This window comes from Parvularcula dongshanensis (assembly GCF_014199615.1).
Lineage (GTDB): Bacteria > Pseudomonadota > Alphaproteobacteria > Caulobacterales > Parvularculaceae > Parvularcula > Parvularcula dongshanensis.
Genome location: NZ_JACHOB010000016.1, coordinates 1 through 1,318 on the forward strand (window position 1 = coordinate 1; position 1,318 = coordinate 1,318).

At 67.4% G+C, this 1,318-nt stretch carries 1 protein-coding gene; it reads right to left on the minus strand.

Going from position 1 to position 1,318, the window contains the following annotated elements:
- Positions 1 to 1,318, minus strand: a 1,318-nt coding sequence (gene bamA, locus GGQ59_RS14710; protein WP_246408967.1) for an outer membrane protein assembly factor BamA, incomplete at both ends; no start/stop codon positions are given.

The window sequence follows — 1,318 nt, forward strand, 5'->3', positions numbered from 1 at the left end:
CCGCCGCCGATCTGGAAGCTGCCGGTGGATTGTTCGGTCACGTCGACGTCGAGGATCGTGCGGTCCGGGGCGGAGCCCGGAAGCTCTTGGATCGACACGTCCGAGAAGTAGCCGAGCGAGCGCACGGCGCGTTCGGACCGGTCCAGAAGCACGCGGTTGAAGGCGTCGCCCTCGGCCAGGCGCATCTCGCGGCGGATGACCCGGTCGAGGGTCGAGATGTTCCCGCCGATGTCGATCCGCTCGACGTAGACGCGCGGGCCCTCGTTGACCTCGAAGGTCACGTCGATGGTCCGCGTCTCCTCGTTGCGGTTCAGGCGCGGGTTGACCTCGACGAAGGCGTAGCCCGCGACGCCGGTCGCGAAGGTGATCGCTTCTTCGGCCTGTTCCATCAGCTCGGAGTTGAACTGCTGGCCGGTCCGGACGGGGATCGAGCGTTCGAGGACCGAGTTCGGCACCCGCGATAAGGTCGTGCGCACGTCGACGCGCCCGAACTCGTATTGCGGCCCCTCGTCCACCGTGAAGGTGATGAAGAAGTCCTTCCGGTCCGGCGTCAGCTCGGCGACGGCGGACGTGACCGAGAAGTCGGCATAGCCCTGCTGCGTGTAGAACTCGCGCAGCAGCTGGCGGTCGTAGTCCAGGCGGTCGGGGTCGTAGTTGTCGTTCGACTCGAGGATGTCCCACCAATGGCTCTCGGCGGTCAGGACCGCGCCGCGAAGCTGGGAGTCGGTGAAGGCCTCGTTGCCGATGAAGTTGATCTTGGCGACGCCGGTCTTCGGCCCCTCCTCGATCTCGAAGATGACGTCGACGCGGTTCTGCGGCAGCTCGACGATCTTGGGCGTCACGGTCGCGCCGAAACGGCCCGACTGGCGGTAGATCTGAAGGATGCGCTGGACGTCCGCCTGAACCTTCGCCTGCGTGTAGACGGCGCGGGGCTCGAGCTGCACCTCCTCGGCGAACTTGTCCTCCTTCGTCCGCCGGTTCCCCTCGTAGAGGATGCGGTTGACGATGGGGTTCTCGACCACGGCCACCTGAAGGGTGCCGGACGGCTGATCGTAGACGATCTGCGCATCCGCGAAGAGCCCGGTGCCGAAGAGCGTCTTGAGCGCCGTGTCGATCGTCAGCTGATCGATCGGCGAGCCCGGCGCGACCGGCAGGTAGGAGCGCACGGTCTCCCCCTCGATGCGCTGGTTGCCCGTGACGATGATGCGCTGGACGATCGGCGCCTGCGCCTGTTGCGGCGGCGCGGGAACGCTCGCTTGCTGCGCGGCGGCGGGAGAGATGAGGCCGAGCGCGGACGCGCCGAGCAGCAGAGCCGCCG